Annotated in this window: 15 protein-coding genes, 1 tRNA gene and 1 riboswitch; of the genes, 9 read left to right on the top strand and 7 right to left on the bottom strand. The window is 55.6% G+C overall.

From position 1 onward, the window contains the following. Positions 1-16: 16 nt before the first annotated feature. Positions 17-168, bottom strand: a riboswitch (FMN riboswitch). Between the two features lie 65 nt (positions 169-233). The 5 genes from OLX72_RS07275 (at position 234) to OLX72_RS07255 (ending at position 4,462) form a co-directional block, all read left to right on the top strand. After that, complete coding sequence (locus tag OLX72_RS07275; RefSeq protein ID WP_433990147.1) at positions 234-860, top strand: FMN-binding negative transcriptional regulator; 627 nt, start codon at positions 234-236, stop codon at positions 858-860. Positions 861-908: 48 nt separating this feature from the next. Further along, positions 909-1,517, top strand: coding sequence for a glutathione S-transferase (locus OLX72_RS07270; protein ID WP_433990443.1), 609 nt, complete (start codon positions 909-911; stop codon positions 1,515-1,517). Between the two features lie 230 nt (positions 1,518-1,747). Then, positions 1,748-2,308, top strand: coding sequence for a ubiquinol-cytochrome c reductase iron-sulfur subunit (gene petA, locus OLX72_RS07265; RefSeq protein WP_114871799.1), 561 nt, complete (start codon positions 1,748-1,750; stop codon positions 2,306-2,308). A gap of 14 nt (positions 2,309-2,322) precedes the next feature. Further along, positions 2,323-3,651, top strand: a complete 1,329-nt coding sequence (gene petB / locus OLX72_RS07260; protein WP_114871800.1) for a cytochrome b — start codon at positions 2,323-2,325, stop codon at positions 3,649-3,651. A 16-nt stretch (positions 3,652-3,667) separates the two neighbouring features. Beyond that, entirely contained in the window at positions 3,668-4,462 is a 795-nt protein-coding gene (locus OLX72_RS07255) for a cytochrome c1 (RefSeq protein ID WP_114871801.1), read from the top strand. 80 nt (positions 4,463-4,542) lie between these two features. Here the strand turns inward: OLX72_RS07255 and OLX72_RS07250 are convergent. The 4 genes from OLX72_RS07250 to dapF form a co-directional block, all read right to left on the bottom strand. Further along, positions 4,543-5,294, bottom strand: a protein-coding gene (locus tag OLX72_RS07250; RefSeq protein ID WP_433988765.1) for an IS5 family transposase whose coding sequence is annotated in 2 segments (ribosomal slippage) — positions 4,543-4,961 and positions 4,961-5,294 — 753 coding nt in all. Because the reading frame shifts where the segments join, the coding sequence is not laid out codon by codon here. A gap of 441 nt (positions 5,295-5,735) precedes the next feature. Then, entirely contained in the window at positions 5,736-6,395 is a 660-nt protein-coding gene (locus OLX72_RS07245; RefSeq protein WP_114871802.1) for a Crp/Fnr family transcriptional regulator, read from the bottom strand. A 74-nt stretch (positions 6,396-6,469) separates the two neighbouring features. Beyond that, a complete protein-coding gene (gene mtaB, locus OLX72_RS07240; protein WP_114871803.1) occupies positions 6,470-7,720 on the bottom strand; it encodes a tRNA (N(6)-L-threonylcarbamoyladenosine(37)-C(2))-methylthiotransferase MtaB in 1,251 nt (416 codons plus the stop codon). Beyond that, positions 7,717-8,550 (bottom strand): diaminopimelate epimerase, encoded by an 834-nt coding sequence (gene dapF / locus OLX72_RS07235; RefSeq protein ID WP_114872479.1) that lies wholly within the window; start codon positions 8,548-8,550, stop codon positions 7,717-7,719. Before dapF ends, mtaB begins: the two co-directional genes overlap by 4 nt. A 105-nt stretch (positions 8,551-8,655) precedes the next feature. Here dapF and OLX72_RS07230 point away from each other — a divergent pair. Further along, positions 8,656-8,731, top strand: a tRNA-Lys gene (locus tag OLX72_RS07230). Positions 8,732-9,418: 687 nt separating this feature from the next. Here OLX72_RS07230 and OLX72_RS07225 read toward each other — a convergent pair. Further along, positions 9,419-10,237 carry a helix-turn-helix domain-containing protein gene (locus OLX72_RS07225; RefSeq protein WP_114871818.1) on the bottom strand — a complete coding sequence of 273 codons (819 nt, stop codon included), beginning with the start codon at positions 10,235-10,237 and terminating at the stop codon, positions 9,419-9,421. Between the two features lie 1,199 nt (positions 10,238-11,436). On the opposite strand from OLX72_RS07225, the gene OLX72_RS07220 reads away from it, so the two are divergent. From OLX72_RS07220 to OLX72_RS07210, 3 genes are all read left to right on the top strand, one after another. Then, on the top strand, positions 11,437-14,079 hold the full coding sequence (locus tag OLX72_RS07220) for a zinc-dependent metalloprotease (RefSeq protein ID WP_433990146.1): 2,643 nt from the start codon (positions 11,437-11,439) through the stop codon (positions 14,077-14,079). Between the two features lie 35 nt (positions 14,080-14,114). Then, complete coding sequence (locus OLX72_RS07215) at positions 14,115-16,076, top strand: alpha/beta hydrolase (protein ID WP_162798155.1); 1,962 nt, start codon at positions 14,115-14,117, stop codon at positions 16,074-16,076. Positions 16,077-16,225: 149 nt separating this feature from the next. Further along, positions 16,226-17,269 (top strand): helix-turn-helix domain-containing protein, encoded by a 1,044-nt coding sequence (locus OLX72_RS07210; RefSeq protein ID WP_433990145.1) that lies wholly within the window; start codon positions 16,226-16,228, stop codon positions 17,267-17,269. A 68-nt stretch (positions 17,270-17,337) separates the two neighbouring features. Here the strand turns inward: OLX72_RS07210 and OLX72_RS07205 are convergent, their stop codons facing one another. Both OLX72_RS07205 and OLX72_RS07200 read right to left on the bottom strand, forming a co-directional pair. Continuing rightward, positions 17,338-17,685, bottom strand: coding sequence for a GlsB/YeaQ/YmgE family stress response membrane protein (locus tag OLX72_RS07205; protein ID WP_433990144.1), 348 nt, complete (start codon positions 17,683-17,685; stop codon positions 17,338-17,340). Between the two features lie 59 nt (positions 17,686-17,744). Then, positions 17,745-18,314 (bottom strand): hypothetical protein, encoded by a 570-nt coding sequence (locus OLX72_RS07200; RefSeq protein WP_433990143.1) that lies wholly within the window; start codon positions 18,312-18,314, stop codon positions 17,745-17,747. Between the last annotated feature and the right edge of the window lie 31 nt (positions 18,315-18,345).

Here is an 18,345-nt window from a genome sequence, read left to right as displayed (position 1 = left end):
AACGAGCGACACATTCAACCGTTCTCTCTCATCCGGACTATGACCGTCGGCTCTGGCATCGCACCAGATCTGCTGACCTTTGAACCGCAAGGGGTCAAAGCGCTCGCGGGCTCGTGGTGTTCACCACATACCGCCGGTGGGGAATTTCGCCCCGCCCTGAGAACCCGGCCAACTTGCCAATTCCGATAGCGGGGTTCAATAAGAAAAACGAAACACAAAGAGGCGAAACCGACATGCACCCGAATCCGGTTTTTCACACGGGCGATCGCGACCGGAACCTTAGCTATGCGCGGGAACGCGGATTCGGCGTGCTGGCGGTTTGCATCGGATCTGCGCCGGTGATGTCCCATGTGCCTTTTCTGATATGCGAAGACAATGAAACGGTGCTGTTGCATCTGGTCCGGTCCAACCCGATCGCGCGCGCCCTGAAAACACCGCTAGAGGCGCGAATCGCGGTGTCCGGTCCGGACAGCTACATTTCGCCGGACTGGTACGATGTTCCGGATCAGGTTCCGACCTGGAACTATGTGGCAATTCACCTGACCGGCAGTCTGGAACTGCGCCCTGTTGAAGAATTGCGCGCCACTCTGGACGCGCAATCGGCGCTTTACGAAGACCGCCTGTTGCCCAAAACCCCGTGGACAACCGAAAAAATGACGCCCGCAGCCCTCAACAAGATGATGCGCATGATCGTGCCATGCAAAATGCAGATCAGCGATGTCGACGCGACCTGGAAGCTGAACCAGAATAAACCCGACGATGTAAGGCTGCGCGCGGCCGATCACGTTGATGGATACGGGCTTGGCCACGAAGTGCAATTGCTATCCGCGATGATGCGCGGAGCGGGCATGGACAGTTGACGTGATGCTGCCTAGGCTTCGCTCTGAATTCTGGGAAAAGGCATGAAAATGAAGCTGTATCATAGTCCGACATCACCATACGTGCGCAAAGTCATGGTGCTGCTGCACGAATCCGGTCAACTGGATGATGTCACTCTTGAACCAACGTCCGGAACGCCGGTAGATCCGGCACAGGGACTGGGGGCCAAGAACCCGCTGTCCAAGGTGCCCGCACTTGAACGGCCCGATGGTCCTGCCGTGTACGACAGCCGTGTTATCTGTGCCTATCTGGATGATCGGGCGTCCTCTGGCCTTTATCCGGCAGGTGCGCGCCGCTGGGATACCCTGACGCTTGAGGCGACGGCAGATGGCATTCTGGATGCCGCGCTGGCCATGACATACGAGGCCCGCCTGCGACCGGAAGAAATCAGATGGCAGCCATGGGTCGAAGGCCAATGGGACAAGATTTCAAGGGCCTGTACCGCGTTGAACACCCGCTGGATGAGCCATCTGGCCGGCCCGCTGGACATGGGGCAAATCGCCGTTGCCTGCGCTTTGGGCTATGTGGATCTGCGCCATGATGCGCGCGGATGGCGCAGCGGAAACGACGCGCTTGCCACTTGGTACGCCGCGTTCTCTCAGCGGCCCAGCATGGTGCAAACCGTACCACCGCAATGAACTGACCCGATCCGGCGCAACACCGCGATCCGATTTGGGCGGTTGCGTCCTGATGTTGTCGAAAGAACATAATGGCGCTTTGCGGTGGTGCCTGCGACCACATGCACACCTTTCAGTGCTTTACGGGGCGCAGTTGCACCGCTAAATAGCCCCAAAGGACTGGCTGCGCTGTGGCGTGGCCGAAACGCGTATTGGCCCGGATTGCCGGGTGCAGGAATGGAGTGAGCCCCTTGTCCCATGCAGAAGACCACGAAGGCACACGGAGGGATTTCCTCTATTATGCGACCGCAGGTGCAGGTGCCGTAACCGCAGGTGCCGCCGTCTGGCCGCTGGTCAACCAGATGAACCCGTCTGCGGACGTCAAGGCGCTGTCCTCGATCCGTGTAGATGTTGCGGATCTTGAGGTTGGCACGCAGCTGACCGTCAAATGGCTGGGCAAACCCGTGTTTATCCGCCGCCGCACAGAAGAAGAGATTGCGGATGCCCGCGCCGTGGATCTGGCGGATCTGCCTGATGGCGATGCGCGCAACAACAATATCGGCGCAGCCCCGGCAACGGACGAAAACCGCGCAATGGATGAAAACGGCGAATGGCTGGTCATGCTGGGTGTTTGCACGCATCTGGGCTGTGTGCCTTTGGGCGACGGTGCCGGCGACTTCCACGGCTGGTTTTGCCCGTGCCACGGATCGCACTACGATTCATCAGGTCGCATCCGCAAAGGTCCGGCACCGGAAAACCTTCCGGTTCCTGTTGCTGAATTCGTGGACGAAACCACGATCAAACTGGGTTAAGGGAGAAAACAGAAATGGCTGGTATTCCTCACGACCATTACGAACCGAAATCCGGTGGTGAAAAGTGGCTGCATTCGCGCCTCCCGATCGTCGGATTGATGTATGACACCATTATGATCCCCACACCCAAGAACCTGAACTGGATGTGGATCTGGGGTATCGTTCTGACGTTCTGCCTTGTCTTGCAAATTGCAACGGGCATTGTTCTTGCGATGCATTACACACCGCATGTCGACAACGCCTTTGCGTCGGTTGAACACATCATGCGCAACGTGAACGGCGGCTATATGCTGCGCTACATGCACCAGAACGGCGCGTCGCTGTTTTTTGTTGCCGTCTATCTGCACATTTTCCGTGGTCTCTATTACGGATCGTACAAGGCCCCCCGCGAAATCACGTGGATCATCGGTATGCTGATCTATCTGATGATGATGGGCACGGCCTTTATGGGTTATGTTCTCCCCTGGGGTCAGATGTCATTCTGGGGCGCGACCGTGATCACCGGCCTGTTCGGAGCGATCCCGTTCATCGGTGACACCCTGCAAACCTGGCTTTTGGGCGGACCGGCGGTGGACAATGCCACACTGAACCGTTTCTTCAGCCTGCACTATCTGCTGCCCTTCGTGATTGCCGCGCTGGTGGCTGTCCATATCTGGGCCTTCCACACAACAGGCAACAACAACCCCACCGGGGTTGAGGTGCGCCGCGGGTCCAAGGAAGAGGCCGAAAAAGACACGCTGCCGTTCTGGCCCTATTTTGTGATCAAGGATTTGTTCGCACTGGCGGTTATTCTGGCTGTGTTCTTTGCCGTGGTTGGCTTTATGCCGAACTATCTGGGCCACCCCGACAACTACATCGAAGCGAACCCGCTGGTGACGCCCGCACACATCGTGCCGGAATGGTACTTCCTGCCGTTCTACGCCATCCTGCGTGCCTTCACCTCCGAAGTTTGGGTGGTGCAGATCGCATCTTTTGTGACAGGCGGCATCATTGACGCCAAGTTCTTTGGTGTTCTGGCGATGTTCGGTGCGATCGCGGTTATGGCGTTGGCGCCTTGGCTGGATACGTCCAGCGTGCGGTCGGGCCGCTATCGCCCGATGTTCAAATGGTGGTTCGCGCTGCTCTGCATCGACTTCATGGTGCTGATGTGGCTGGGGGCAATGCCCGCCGAAGAGCCTTATGCAACGTGGGCCCTTATCGCGTCAGGGTACTGGTTTGCCTACTTCCTTGTCATCCTGCCGCTTTTGGGCGTGATCGAAAAACCGGTCGCACCACCCGCGACAATCGAGGAAGACTTTGACTCGCATTACCCCAAGGCGTCTGACGCCACACCGGCAGAATAAGAAAGGAAACGGGACAATGTTCAAGACACTTGCACTTTCCGCAGTGACCGCCCTGACCCTTTCAACCGGAGGCGTCATGGCCGCTGGCGGCGGGGATCAGCATATCGAGGATTTCGATTTCTCGTTCGAAGGCCCGTTCGGCGTTTACGACCCGAACCAGTTGCAACGCGGCCTGCAGGTCTACACCGAAGTCTGCGCAGCCTGCCATGGTCTGAAATACGTGCCCTTGCGCACCCTTTCGGACGATGGCGGACCGGCCATGCCCGAGGATCAGATCCGCGCCTATGCCGAACAGAATTTCGAGGTATTCGATGCCGAGCTGGATGATTTTCGCGCGGCAACGCCGGTTGATCATTTTCCGGGGTCTAACCTTGAAACCGCGCCTGATCTGTCATTGATGGCGAAAAAGCGGGCCGGCTTTCACGGACCCTATGGATTGGGCATAAACCAGTTCTTCAAGGGCATGGGTGGACCGGAATACATTGCATCCCTGCTGGTTGGATATACTGGCGAGGAAAAAGAACAGGCTGGTGTAACTTTCTACGAAAACACCGCGTTTCCGGGCGGATGGATTGCAATGGCACCGCCCCTGTCGGACGAGCTGGTTGAATACGAAGACGGCCACAAAAACGATCTGCACCATCTGTCTGCGGATGTATCCGCCTTCCTGATGTGGACAGCCGAGCCGAAAATGATGGCGCGCAAGCAAGCTGGTTTTGTTGGCGTACTATTCCTGACAGTCTTGTCCGTTCTTTTGTATCTCACAAACAAACGCATCTGGGCGCCGGTCAAAGGCAAAAAGACAAGCTGACGCTTTTTCCAGAATGTTAAAATCAAAAACGCCCTGTGCAGTGAATTGCACAGGGCGTTTTCTTTAGGGGCTGTTGACGTTCACCTGATGTGAATGATTGTAGCGGCGATCGAGATGAATGCTTTGAAGCTGGGGTCTGTTTTGCACGAGCGCATAGCTATCCCTCTGTTTTCCTTCAGTTTGCCAAAGTAGTTTTCGATCAGGTGCCGCCATTTGTAGGTGTCTTTGTCGAACTCCGCCGGGAACTTCCGGTTGGACTTCGGCGGAATGACCGGAGTGATGTCGCGATCCAGCAGGTCATTGCGCAGCCAATCCGCATCAAAGGCCCTGTCCGCCAGCAGGTGCCCGGCAGACAGATTTCGGATCAGTGTATCGGTCTCGCGCAGATCATGGGCTTGTCCGGGCATCAGGCAAAAATCGACGAGGTTGCCGAGCGCGTCCGTCAGCGCCAGTATCTTCGTGGTTATCCCCCCGCGAGAGCGCCCGATGGCCTGGCAAAGAGTCCCCCTTTTGCGCCTTGGCCAGAGCGGTGAACCTTGACGATGGTGCCATCGATCATGGCGTATTCGAGGTCGGCGTCTGAGGCTAATACTTTGAACATATGATAGAAAATATCTGCCTTAACCCACCTGCGGAACCGCTTGAACACAGAGTTCCACTTGCCGAATTCGTCCGGCAACTCGCGCCATTGTGCCCCAGTGCGAACGATCCAAAGGACGGCTTCCACAAACAGGCGAGGATCGCGCCCAGTTTGTCCCGGGTCTGTGGGTTTTCCAAGACAATACGGGTCGATGATTGTCCAATGCGCATCGGTCAGGACTCTTCGGGTCAAGGCTGCTCTCCTCTGTTTGCAACCTTGAATCAGAAGTTAAGTGATTTGGGAATCCCGAACGTCAACAGCCCCTAGGCAGCGGCTACTTTATTTACCGTTTACTTGGGAGACTTCCTCTGCCCTTTGTAAACACCGTTTTTACTGGTTATAGGTTCTGTTGATCTGGCGTTGAGCAGCGCGGCATTGTTCACTTGTGAATGAAATCCAGCCAAAAATATCGCGGGCCAGAGCAACCGGGGACGGATAAAAAATGCGGCGTACGTTGTGTGTGCTGGGACGGGACATTTTCGAACACCTTTCTTTCTATTGGTTCTGATCGGTTGTTAGGGAGGACCAACCTTGGTTTGAATAAGATGACTATGCCAGTTGTACGGCGTCCGGTCTGTGAACTTGATCACACAAACACACAAACACACAAACACACAAAAATTCTGGATTTGTTTAAGTCAGGTCAGCAAGCGCCCGCAGTGCAGCCCGATCCAGCACTTTCATCCCGCCCCGCAGCGATGAAATAACACCTGCTTTGCGCCATGCGGCCATTGTCTTGGAAACGGCTTCGCGGGTGGCACCGACATGGTCTGCCAGTACGGACTGGGACAGGGTAAGCGTATCATGCTCTGTATCTGTCAAATGAAGGATGCGGCGCGCAAGGCGCATTGGCATCGGCAGGAAAACCTGTTCGCTTAACTGATCACCCATCCACCGCATCCGCTGGCCTGCAAGGCGGATCAGATCTTCGGCAAGATCAGGATCAGACCGGATTTCGCGCAGCAGATCGGCGTTTTTGATCTTGTGCAGCACGCAAGGCTCGATTGCGGTTACCGTAGCTGTACGCGGCCCCGGATCAAACAGCGCGATTTCGCCAAACAACGCACCCTGTCGAAATATATCGAGGGCAAGCTTACGTCCGTCGCGCGACAGAACACTGACTTCCAACGCGCCTGAAACAATCGCATACAAAGCATCGCCAGCGTCCCCCTGTTCGAACAGAACGGCATTCGGTTCAAGCGACACTTTGGATGCAACCGATCCCATAAGCCGCGTCAGGCCCGGGGACGCACCGGCCATAAAGCCAAAGCTATGAAGGGGTTCAGGGGCCATAAGCTGCTTTCTTACCAGACATTCAGCTTAGCAAAGCTGGAACATAAAGCAAAAGCAGATCGCGCTGCCACCACTCAGGCAGCGTACAACTGTCCGTCCCGTTGCGACAGGATCCTGGCTAACACGATCTGACCCTCCGGTTGCGGTGTGTCGAACCGCACTTCTGTAAACTGCTCGGTCCGCCCCATATGCGGGCTTTCCATCAGAATGCGGTGGGTCTTGCCGATTTGCGCGTTCAGATGGCGTTTGACCTGCTGATCGCCTGCATTGCGCAACCGCGCCGCGCGCGATTTGATATCTGCCCCGTTCACCGCAGGCATGCGCGCCGCAGGCGTACCCTGCCGTGCGGAATAGGGAAACACATGCAGCCAGGTCAGATCACAGTCCTCTACCAGCTTTAGCGAGTTTTCGAACATCGCCTCGGTTTCAGTTGGAAACCCGGCGATAATATCGGCGCCAAAGGTCATATCCGGACGCAGGGCGCGGGCAGCCTGGACGAACCGGATGGCATCATCGCGCAGATGGCGCCGTTTCATCCGTTTCAGGATCATGTCATCGCCATGCTGCAACGACAAATGCAGGTGTGGCATCAAACGTGGCTCGGTCGCGATGGCCTGCATCAGGTTTTCATCAACTTCAATGGAATCGATAGAACTGATGCGCAAACGGGCCAGATCCGGCACCAGTTTCAGAATTCGCATCACCAGATCGCCCAGTCGCGGCTCAGACGGCAGGTCTGCCCCCCAACTGGTCAGATCGACCCCGGTCAGCACCACCTCGTTATAGCCGCGCCCCACAAGCCGTTTGATCTGTTCCACCACCACCCCGGCCGGAACCGACCGGGAATTGCCACGCCCATAGGGAATGATGCAGAAGGTGCACCGGTGATCACAGCCGTTCTGGACCTGAACATAGGCTCTGCTTCGGGTGCCAAACCCGTCTATCAGGTGGCCAGCCGTTTCGGTCACGGACATGATGTCATCCACCTGAACGGGTTCGGTGCCAAAATCGCCCGCCAGACCGGCCCATGTGCCAGGCTGCATTTTCTCTGTGTTTCCGATCACCGCATCGACTTCTTCCATATCGGAAAACGTCTTTGGTTCGGTTTGCGCGGCGCATCCTGTCACGATCAGACGGGCACCGGGGTTTTCGCGCCGCAGTTTGCGAATTTCCTGCCGCGCCTTGCGCACCGCTTCTGCTGTGACGGCGCATGTGTTGACGATAACGGCGTTTTCCAGTCCCGCCCCGGCAGTAAGCTCTTTCATCGCTTCGGTTTCATAAGCGTTCAACCGGCAGCCAAGCGTGGCAAATACAGGGGCACTCACTTGATCGACTCCAGAAAAGAACGGGTAAAGGAGCCGGAAAATACATGACTTGTGGGCCCTGTCATCCAGACCCCGTCATCACGCCAGTCGATATGAAGCGTTCCACCGTCCAGATCAATACGTACGGCCCGGCTTGTCAGCCCCCGCCGCGCGGCAGCCACCGCCACCGCACAGGACGAAGACCCGGACGCCAGCGTAATGCCCACGCCACGTTCCCAAACCCGCATCCGGATATGATCGCGCCCGACAATCTGGGCAACCTGCACATTTGTACGGTTCGGAAAAAGCGCATGATGCTCGATCAAGGGCCCGAACTTTTCCAGATCGATGCTGTCCACGTTTTCGACGAAAAAGCTGCAATGCGGATTGCCCATGCCTGTCGCGGTCGGGGCGCCATCCAGAGGCAGTTCAATTGTATCCATCGCGCGCGCCAAAGGAATGTCTGCCCAATCCAGTTGCGGGTGTCCCATATTCACCGATGTTTCCCCGTCACTTGCGCGACAGGCAAAAAGATCACCACGGTCTGTCGTCAGGTGCACAGAAGACACATCTGATTCGTCCATCAGATAGCGCGCAATACAGCGCGTGGCGTTTCCACATGCCGCCGAAATCGTTCCGTCCGCGTTAAAAAACGTCAGATGCGCATCTGCCGTTCCACGCGTGATCAGGGCAAGCTGATCAAATCCAACGCCAAAATGGCGATTCCCGATGGCAATGGCCAAAGCAGGTGACACATCAATGCTGCGCGCGCGCGCGTCCAGTACAACAAAGTCGTTGCCCAGCCCGTGCATCTTCATAAAAGGCAATTCTGATGTATCAGCGTTGTTCATTGCGCGCATATAACCCCGCAAAGCAGACTATTCCAGCCTGAGCCGAAGTTTCGTGCATTTCGGGCTTGACCCCTTTCACCCGTCTTTCTAAGTAGACGGCCTAGTGGGCCTGTAGCTCAGTTGGTAGAGCAACTGACTTTTAATCAGTAGGTCTCCGGTTCGAACCCGGACGGGCTCACCATTTAAATCAATAACTTAACTCAGAAAATTATGTTGGCGCCTCCAGCGGGGTAAGCACTAGGTAAGCTTCAGCTCGAATTTTCTTTTGCATTCGACGTTCATCTGTCCCAGCTCAGATTAAATCTGGGAGGATCGCATGGGCCATATCAGGCTCGGAACTTTACCACAGTCAAAAAAATGGCGAGATGTCATTGGGTTGCTTGAGGCAGACGCGCCCTTAACTCAGTGCCGTAACAAGACAGCTCATTGAGCGCCCAAGAAAGATCTTGCAATACGAAACACCAGCAGAGAGGTTTGCTCAGTGTGTTGCGGCGATCCATTGAATCCGCAGCGGCAAAGCAGTCATCTGAGTAAAACAGCCAGATGACCGCATTGAGCCCGGCGTTGACCTTGCAATCTATGTAACTGTTACTGCTAATGACAACGCTAAAACCTTGTCACTTAAAGTGTATGACTGACAGACTTTGAATCGTCGGATCTTAGCGGGCTATGCCTTCGACATGCGCATACTCTGACTGTGGCATCCATCGGTGCAGTTTGCGGCGAATGACAGGCTTAAATCATTTTGAAGTCCGCCCAAATCAGTCAATCCGATCAGCAGGTGCAACGAGTAGCTGAACGTACGCCAGATCCTGTCCAAGAGATAGGGAGTAGTTCAGTTCGATGTATGGCGATCGGGGCGGGTGCGTCAGAATCGCGGCATCATTGCCGGTGAGTTATCAGAGAGATCGTTTTTGATGCAGTACCGGACGTAATCACTGATTTCCGCCGATTCCGGGTCGAAGTTGCCACAATTTCGCATCACATCCCGTACGTTGATGTCCTTGCCGAGGTACTCCAGCACCGATCTGAAACAGACAATCTCATGCGCGTTGTCCGGATTAACCCCAAGGGTAAGCCCGGAGAGGAAGGTGATCGGGTTGAGATCCGACTTGTAGTAGACTGAATGCCAAGCCGACGAACCTGGTTCTTCCTGGCGTTCCGATATGACTAGACGGCCGGCGGCCGGATAGACGATACCTTCGTGCCTAATGACGCGGGGTAAATTGAACTCGCTGTCCGGGTAGCGTTCGATCTGGCGAGACAGGATGAAGTCACCTTCCTGATAGAGGTTTGTTAGACTTCGATAGACCATTCCTGATGTGCGCTCCGGAATGAAATAGAAGTAGTAGTACCCGAGATACTTTTTCCAGTCCTTCAGGCCCGTGTCAGGCGGTTTGCAGAGTCTTTCAACAAAGCCGTGGAGTGGATTCCTCGGTTGATCGATGCGTGGCGACTTCAGTCTAATTATTTCCGAGAACTCGTCGTGATTCAGAAAGAGCTCGTGATCTTCGATTCCGAAGAAGTCGCACAGCCGCCGGACTGTGTGCAGCGACGGCTTGGTCGTGCCGGCGAGATAGCGATTGAACTGCTGACGATTGATCCCGATCCGGCGACAGATATCCGAAACCGAACGACCGTAGCTGCATAGCAATCGAAGGTTGATCGCGAAGTCATCAAGTGCCATTTCTGCCTCTGTGCTCGACCAGGCAAATTACCGGAGCAAACACCATACAGCAGACTAGCCGCAGACCACAACGAAAAATCGACGCTATTTGACGCCAATAATAGCCAATATAGCGTCGGATTGAGAGCCTGTTTGGCATTGCCCCCGGAAACCAAAGTCCCGACAATTCGACAAAGCAAGAAACCATCCTGATGTTCAATGTGCTTCCATGGTTGGCAACGCTGGCGCAAATGGCTTCTTAGTGTAAATGTTTGTTTAATATAATCAGATGGGAGGGGACCATTGATATCTGTAAAAAGGGCGGTGTCTGGTAGAACGATCTTGATAGCAGTCTCAACAGTGATGGGCATGACGGGTGCGGCTCAAGCCTCAGAATGTCCACTGAAGTGGCAACACGCTTATGAAACTGGCGTAAGGGATGGGGGCGCCGATGGCGCGCGCCAACGGGACTATGCCCCAACGCGGCACAATCGCCATTTCCATGCCTTGGTTAAAACTAGGCCATCTCGAGGCGATTGTTATAATGAAGGTTACAACATCGGCTACGAAAACGCGATCGCGGATGTTCAGAACCGGGGACGGCATTCCCATAGTGGCGCGCCCGAAGCTGGGTCAAACGAACGTGCTTACTATGATGACGGATGCCACGAGGGTGCCGGCGACGCCAAGATGGGCATGAGCATGGCCTATGAGCGTCACTCAAACATGTACGACACCCGCTTTGAACCCTATTTCAAGCAGGGCTACGAAGCCTGTTGGCGACACTATCGCTGATAACATTGCCATGCCGGCAGCACTCAAACTCGTCTCTCGATGGCTGAACACTGAAGATGGGGAAATGGCAGGATAAATGGAGGACGCAATGAGAACGAAATCGATTTTTTTTGAGTGTAGCAACCCTTGCAACCGCTTTGGTCTTGTCGGGCTGCGTTGAAACAACCTCGAGCGGCTCGAGCAGCGCTTGTCCATCTGGCTTGGGCGGTAACGAGTGTGAGTATTATCAGGATGGCTATCGTCTCGGCGCCAACGACACAGGCGTGGGAATGAGTATGGCCTACGAGCGGCACGGGGGATACGATTCCAGGTTCGAACCGTATTTCGCACGTGTCTATAACGACGGTTGGCTCGCCAACAGATAGCAACCGTGATCTGCTTGGCGTCACAGGAAAAAATAGGACGTCTATGAATAGGAGGATCAGTTGGGCAAAGATCTGATCGGCTTGGGCGGGCGGTTCGTAGGTGGAATCCTCGTTAAGATGACCTTCAATGTGATAATAGTGCTCGTACTTTTTGCTGCTAGCGCCGCCATTGGGCAGGATGCAAGTCAAGCCACCAATGCGTCCAATTCTGTGGAGAATTCTTCTGTGAAGACTTCAGAAACCAAGACTGATGAAACTGCAGAAGCCGAAACTGATCCCTATAAGGCCGCCCTCGACGGAGCGACGCAGTTAGGCGAGGGCCCGGCGCAACTTTGGGAAAAGGACGGCAGAACGCTTATCTTAATACCGCCGATCCTGCTCGACCGCGTCTTCATGTGGTATGCAGAGGCTGTTAGCCTACCTGCAGGGGTCATTAGCTACTCTGGTAACGCGATCGGGGAGACCATTGTCAGGCTTGAACGAAGGGGCAACCAAGTTTTCGTAAGAGACCTCGCTGGCCACAATGTACGTCGCGCGGCGGTAGCTGACAGCGATCACCATCTCGACGCCAAACTGGCACCGATTCAGATCGCTGTCGGAAGCGTAACGCTGGGTCCTGTCCTGTTCGGCCTTCCTATCACGGCCGAAGGGCCTGAGGGTGAGCTACTTCTCGATGTGACGGACGTGTTCTCGACTGACATTGGCGGTCCTCTGACGGCAGGCTCGGCCATCGGTGCCGCAGCCGCCGACCCCGCGCGATCATGGATAGACCGTGCGCGGTCCTTTCCAGAGAATATCTCCATCCGTTCGCATCTGACCTTTCCCACGCCCAAAGGTGCAAAGTCGATGATCGTCGGTCATTGGCTTGTCATCCTTCCCGAAGAGCTTATGACCCCACGAGAGGCTGACCCGCTAATGGGGCATTTCAATACCTCGTTTGTCGAGTACGGCAACGATGCGCCGGTGCGCGATGTCACCTACATTCTGCGCCACAGGCTCGAGAAAGCCGACCCCGATGCGACCGGGCCGACCGACCCGGTCGAGGCGCTTGTTTACTACATCGGTCAGGGGGTTCCCGATCGATGGCGGCCCTATATCCGCGAGGGTATCGAAATGTGGAACGTCGCTTTCGAGGCGGCGGACTTTTCGAACGCAATCGTTGCACGCGACGCGCCGACGCCTGAAGAAGACCCCGACTGGTCGGCCGAAGATGCGCGCATCAACGTCGTGCGCTGGCTCCCCCAGGAAATGGCAAATGCCATGGGACCGGTTCTCTACGATCCCCGTTCGGGTGAAATCCTGTCAGCCCACATCCTTGTCTGGCCCAAGGTGATCCCATACTTCGAAACCTATTACTATCTTCTGCACAACGCCGTAGACCCAGAGGCGAACACCCTGCCTCTCTCACCCGAGAAACAAGGCGAATTGATGCGTTACGTGGTGGCGCACGAGGTTGGGCACACACTGGGCCTACGCCACAATCACATTGCTTCGACGGTATGGAGCATCGCCCAGCAACGAGACCCCGCCTTCATGGCTGAGAACGGCCCGAATGGGTCCATAATGGCATATGGGCGCTTTAACCAGGCGGCACAACCGGGGGATGGCGTCGAAGACTTCTACCCCCAAATCTCGGCATATGACCGCCTGGCTATCGAATACGGTTATCGCGATTTTGGAGGTGCCGAGGCGACCGAAACCGGCCTCGCGTCATTGATCGAGCGATCGAAGTCGGACAGAACACTTCGATGGGCAGCCGCCGAGATGCCATCGGAGTCTCGGCAAGGCAGTGACCCGCGTCTGCAAAGAGAGAATACGGCGGACGACAGGGTGGAGGCAACGCGGCTCGTCGCAATACGATTGAGGGAGGCACTCTCTAATCTCCCCTCCGCAGCAGGCGGCGACGAAGACATAATTCGCTCGGCTTACGATCAGGCTTTGAGCACTTATCTGTCTTTCGTTCAGAGTGTTCTGACCAATGTTGGCGGCGTCTACGACGAACCCGCGAACGTTGAGCGTTATCGTCCTGTGCCAGCACCCGAACAACGCAGATCCGTCCGCTTCGTACTTGAGGAGGCGCCTGACACTCTTAGTATGTTCGAGATGCCCAGCCTTATCGACCGGTTGGAACCAGCCGGCGCTCGCCTGACTCTAGATGGTGCCGCCTCACAAGCTGTTATTCTCTTGCTCAATGGGAAGCTGCTCGGGGCGCTCGACGAGCAGCAGAGGCGCGACGCGGATGCGTATGGGCCCGTCGACCTTGGTGATGACATGCTTGCAGTGCTATTCAGCGACCTCGGCGAAACTGATCCGCGTCGACGCGCGATGCAGAGCGCCTTCATTCAGTCTGCCTGGGAAATTATTGTCGCTCCCCCAGCCCCGCGCGGAGTTCTGACACTTCTTGCAGGATTATTGAGCTCCGACCCAGACGCCTTGAATGTCACCGCATCGACTGGAGCAGAGACGGCCTTTCCAGCCTGGGCGCGTGCAAGGCTGCCGCAGCTTGCTACGAGACTGCGCGCGGCCTCAGGGGATAGCGACGATCCTGCAGTTTCGGGCCATTATGCGGAACTTGCACGACGGATCGACTCAGCACTGGCTGGAGAAGCCCCACCAAGCTTGGCGAATTCGACTGGAAGTGGCGCAGGGGGCGCAAACCTTACCGCCCTCCCGACGACAGCGGGCCCGATACCAAGAAAATGAAGGTTCAATTACTATCCTCTAAGGTGCAAACTTCTGTGAACAGAATAACGTCGTTTCTCTTGATAGTGCTTGTCATGCTGATCGCTTCCTATCAGGGCGAGACGCATAAAGCATTTGCCTCACAATTGGATTTACAGGTCGATCGGCTGGCAAGGGTCATCTCCCCTCCACGTCTATCCGGTCGAGTAGCCGGTATCCATATTGAAGCCTGCGAACCAACACAGTCGCCGGGTATCAACGCGGTGGAGGGCGAGGACTACTACTGCGGCGTCTTCACCGTGCCGCAGTACTGGGGCGAGCCGGACGGCCCATATCTCGACCTGGCTTTTGTCACGGTCAAGGCGGCTGGCGAAGATCCTGCGTCCAATGCCCTGATCTTTCTGGCCGGCGGTCCCGGCCAGAGTTCACTGACCAAACCCATTGATGGCTATCAGCGTCTGCGGGAAAACCACGACATCATTCGCATGGATCAGCGCGGAACGGGCTTCAGCCAGCGCCTGGGCTATGAAGAGTGCCTGGTCTTGGCGCTGCAGAATGATGCGCCGCCGGCCCAGATCGAAGCCTTGCAAGCAGCGTCCTTCAACCCGTTGGCGGCAGGTTCAACCACGCCGAAGCTGGAAGAGCTAGATATCCCGGTTCTGAACGAGATCTGCTGGGCGCAGTTTACCGCACAGGGGCTCGATCTTAGTCAATTCACGACCGCTGCCGGTGCTCGCGACATCGTGGAACTCCTCAAGGCGTTGGACTACGAGGGTTTCACGGTCCACGGCGTCTCCTATGGCACACGTCTGGCCATGACGATCATGGCTGAACTGCCCACATACGATGACGCGCCCACACTGCGTTCCGTTGTCCTGGATTCAGCCTTTCCGCCTTCGATCTACACGATCGCCGCGTTTCCGCGCAAAGATCATGACTTTATGCTGCAGCTGCTGGCGGAGTGCCGGGCGGATGCCGGGTGTCGCCAAGCGTACCCCAATTTGGACATGCGGCTGTCTGCTTTGCTAAACAGGCTTGAGGACGAACCGCTCATCGCCAGTGGGGAGTCGGTCACCTTGGGTGATGTGGCCAAGCAAATGATGATGGTCGGTGCCTCTCAGGCCGCTTACCTGCCCAGCATGATCGTCGAACTGGAGGCGGGTCTTTTGGACACCTATCTGGCGCTGCGCGATGGGATTGTTGGCAACGATCCCCCCCGAAACTATGCAGGCGACCTCGACCGGAGCGACCCGGTGCAGGCCTTTATCGGCGATGCCTATGATGCCCTCGGCGGCGTTTCAGGCTTGGAATTGATCGTCTATCTCAATTTTTCCCTTGTTGAAGCGGATCCACTGGCAGCCATGCAGACCGTTGTCGCGGAAACCTTCAGCGGCGAAACAGGTGATCGACTCAATGCAAAATTGGCAACGCTGACCGCCGAGGCGATCGCTGAATCGCCTTACGTCGCACAGATCCAGGCGGACTTCGCGGCTGAGATGGGTATTGGCGATCCCGCGGAATTGGCAAAGCTTGAATTGGCCAAACAGCGTCTATCCGTTGCCGGCAGGCTCGCTCAGCCATTGTTCAACACGATCCATTGCATCGAGGACATCCCGTTTGAGCGCTTCGAGGATGCCGTCAACAGCTACAACGATCTGGCATTTCCACAATTGGGCAACCTAGCATTATCGCAAACGATGGCAGACCTTTGTCGTAACTGGCCTGTGGCAGCTGCGCCCATCCAAGTTAAAGACCCGGTGAGCAGCACGGTTCCGACGCTGATCCTGCAAGGCGCATACGACAGGCGGACGCCGGTCTTCATGGGCAAGCGTGCCGCCCGCGAACTGGAGAACAGCACTTACGTCCTTGTTCCGCAGAGTGGGCATGAGGTTTGGAGCTACGCGGGTGACTGTGTGGGCCAGATTGCCGGCGCCTTTATCCAGGATCCAGGCGCTGACCTTGACCTGAGCTGCCTGGACGCGCGACAACCGCAATGGGTATTGCCACGCGAAAAGTGATGGCAACTCCAAATAGTTGATGGTGAAGCTTAATCCGAATAGTGCCGGGAGAGTTCTGTGCCTTTCCAAGAATAAATGTTATCCGAACACTGAATTCGCCTCGGTGTGTTTGCCTAAAGTCTGCTGAGATCGCTTCGTCGGAGTACGGAATGGCTGCATCTTACTACGTCAATACTTTTGATTTGCCGCCAGATCAGGCGCGAGCAATTTGGCGTGAGATAACCGACGAAACATACGAACTAGCTTCAGCAGCCTGTGCGGGGAACGACTATAGATTTGCCACGCGTATGTGGCTTGCACCGGATATCTTATTTTTCAGGGTCCGAACGAAAGCGAACACCATATTCAGACCGAGCAAGCTAGTCGAGGGGCGCCCCACTCGCCTCATAAAGGTTAAACTGTATCAGTGTGGCGGAGAAACCATTCAGTTAGATGGTGAGAAATTCCACTTGGATAGCAGTGCGCTCCACTTTATCGATCAAAATCGATCCAAAAGCGAAGCTCACACAGATCACGAACTGGTTTCGATCTTTTTACCCCATCACGCACTTGGATATGACCCGTCGACCCATCCGCCCGTCTTGAGTTTCAGCCTAGACTCCGCCCTCGGACGTTTTCTTCTGGCAACCATTGACGCCGCATTTCAGGAGCTTGACCATCTGAGCCAAAATGAGCTTTCGGTTCTTGCAGAAAGCATCTCAGGGACGCTCAAAAGCGTTCTATCTAATAGAACGAGACATGAAAAATATACAAATACCCAAAATGACCAAGTTAATGCCATCAAGGACTTCATTGAAAAGAATCTTAAATGTAATTGGCTTGGCGCGGGTAGGATATCCCAAGAATTGAAACTGTCCCGAGCTACACTGTTCCGCCACCTGGAAGAATACGGAGGAGTGAACCGGTACATTGTTTCGCGCCGGTTGAGCAGAGCATATCGGGATTTGTCTGAGGCACAGCCCGTGCGAGGCGTCGTTAAGGCCATTGCCGAACGTTGGGGATTTTCTTCACAAGCTCACTTCAGTCGGGTGTTTAAGGAAGAATTTGACGTAAGCCCCGTGTCTTTGGTCGGTCGGTGGGTTCAAAAGCCTCATGATGCGGCAGCAACGGACAACGCTCATGAGCGAGGGAACATCTCTCAATATGCGCCCGACATCGCTGCGCTAAAGTGGGCGTACGAACGTTACAGATAGTCGAGTGGCCTTCGTTTATCCACTTGAGACTCTCAGACAAGCAGATAGCGACGGGCAGCTAACGACAGTCAACGAATAGACTGGTATAGGTACGTGTTATCTATAGCCGCCAATTTTAGTTCGGGTAGCGCCGAACCAAGCACAACGTAGGAAATGGAACGACGTGATGGAAAACCGGTTCCGATCGTGATGCCGAGCATTGGGAACAGAAACCCCGCCAGGATCGATCCACCGATCCCGACCACGACATCCCCCCAGAATCCCAGTCCGCTGCCCTTAACGATAAGGCCTGCAAGCCAGCCGACAACTGCACCGACAACGATCATGATCAAAAGACCGATCACCAATCCCAGACCCGTACCAACCGCTTCCGCAGCGCCTTCCTGTGCCAGCGCCGGCCCCGCGGCCAAAGCCACTAAAAATGAAAGCTGTGTTCTTTTTATTGTTCAAGTCTTCCTCTGTTGTGATGCAGGTCTCAGTTACAGCCAGGATAGCGGTAACGGTCGGCTTCGGACACATCTGCCGGACAATCAGTCGGAGCGGAGTGATACCAATGCACGACACGCGTACCAGTCCGATCAAACGAACATTGGAATGTTTGACCGGAGGCGGCACTTCCGTTGACGGCATGTGTACCGTCGACCCTTTGCCCTTCGTAGGAAAGGGAGGCGATTTCGCTTGGCGACACATGCAGGTGATGCGCAGCATAGGTATTGCAGGAGCTCAACATCTGAGATTCATCAACTGCCCCGCCGGAACTGATGCCGCCAGAATGGTACCAGTTTACGACATGCGTTCCGCCCCGATTGAAAGAGCATTGGAATGTCTGGCCAGAGGTCGTGCTGCCATTAACGGCGTGGGTGCCGTCAACCCTCTGACCCTGGTAAGACAAGGATGCGATGTCGCTTGTGGAAACGTGCAGATGATGCGCTGCATAGCTGTTACAATTGCTCATCATCTGCGACTGGTCAGCAGCGGTCGCCGCCTGCCCAGCGCCAAGCGCAACGACAGCGTATGCAAGAATCCTCGCTGTTTTCTGTTTCATGATTACCTTCCTTTTGAATAAAAGTTGACTA

It is taken from the genome of Sulfitobacter sp. TBRI5 (assembly GCF_051013555.1).
GTDB lineage: Bacteria > Pseudomonadota > Alphaproteobacteria > Rhodobacterales > Rhodobacteraceae > JL08.
This window is presented reverse-complemented; position numbering and strand designations above follow the sequence as displayed.

Coding starts and splice junctions, on each gene's coding strand:
- OLX72_RS07225 (WP_114871818.1), bottom strand. CDS start 10,237: ATGGCACTTGATGACTTCGCGATCAACCTTCGATTGCTATGCAGCTAC.
- OLX72_RS07210 (WP_433990145.1), top strand. CDS start 16,226: ATGGCTGCATCTTACTACGTCAATACTTTTGATTTGCCGCCAGATCAG.
- OLX72_RS07270 (WP_433990443.1), top strand. CDS start 909: ATGAAGCTGTATCATAGTCCGACATCACCATACGTGCGCAAAGTCATG.
- OLX72_RS07245 (WP_114871802.1), bottom strand. CDS start 6,395: ATGGCCCCTGAACCCCTTCATAGCTTTGGCTTTATGGCCGGTGCGTCC.
- OLX72_RS07275 (WP_433990147.1), top strand. CDS start 234: ATGCACCCGAATCCGGTTTTTCACACGGGCGATCGCGACCGGAACCTT.
- dapF (WP_114872479.1), bottom strand. CDS start 8,550: ATGAACAACGCTGATACATCAGAATTGCCTTTTATGAAGATGCACGGG.
- OLX72_RS07200 (WP_433990143.1), bottom strand. CDS start 18,314: ATGAAACAGAAAACAGCGAGGATTCTTGCATACGCTGTCGTTGCGCTT.
- petB (WP_114871800.1), top strand. CDS start 2,323: ATGGCTGGTATTCCTCACGACCATTACGAACCGAAATCCGGTGGTGAA.
- OLX72_RS07255 (WP_114871801.1), top strand. CDS start 3,668: ATGTTCAAGACACTTGCACTTTCCGCAGTGACCGCCCTGACCCTTTCA.